At 51.6% G+C, this 560-nt stretch carries 1 protein-coding gene; it reads right to left on the bottom strand.

Features of this window, described 5'->3' with window-relative positions; all coding sequences use genetic code 11:
- Positions 1-560: DNA polymerase (locus VJI93_RS08445; RefSeq protein WP_324009267.1), on the bottom strand; the 560-nt coding region annotated here is incomplete at both ends.

Raw genomic sequence — 560 nt, 5'->3', positions numbered from 1 at the left:
ATTAATTGGCACCTGCGTAATGACACCTTGCACATAAGGAATCAGTTCCTGCAGCTTGGTGTTATTTGCATCTACCTCAAAGTAGATGGCGTCGTACAGCTCATTCCAGATATGGGCATCCCACCGTTGCACCAAGGGGCGATGAACGATGATTGCGGTCTCCAGCATGATGTCGGATGCCGTACTCTGGTGTGGGAAGTTGGCTGATTCGTTCTGCAGTGCCTGAAGGTTATCCAAGCCCACAACGCCGAATCGCTTCATACGCCCGAATACGGTGCAAAGATCCTTCTTACGGATAGGTGCATTACGGCACCACGCAATGAAGCGTGCTGCTTCTGAATAGGTATCCATCCATGCATCGATCCAGCGCTGGGCTTCGTCCACAGGAATATTGAACTCCTTGGCAAGCGAGAAAGCTTCACGTCCATACACAATGCCGAAGTTCACAGCCTTGCCACGCATTTTCGCCTGGCCATAAACGAACGAAGGTTCAGTACCTACAGGAAGATGCAGCTGCATGCGCACGCGCTCATACGCCTGCTCACCCTTCATGACTTCTG

It is taken from the genome of Parvimonas sp. M20, from assembly GCF_035282425.1.
In the GTDB taxonomy this organism is placed as follows: domain Bacteria; phylum Bacillota; class Clostridia; order Tissierellales; family Peptoniphilaceae; genus Parvimonas.
The sequence above is the reverse complement of the archived record's forward strand: the minus strand, read 5'-3'. Positions and strand labels throughout refer to the sequence as shown.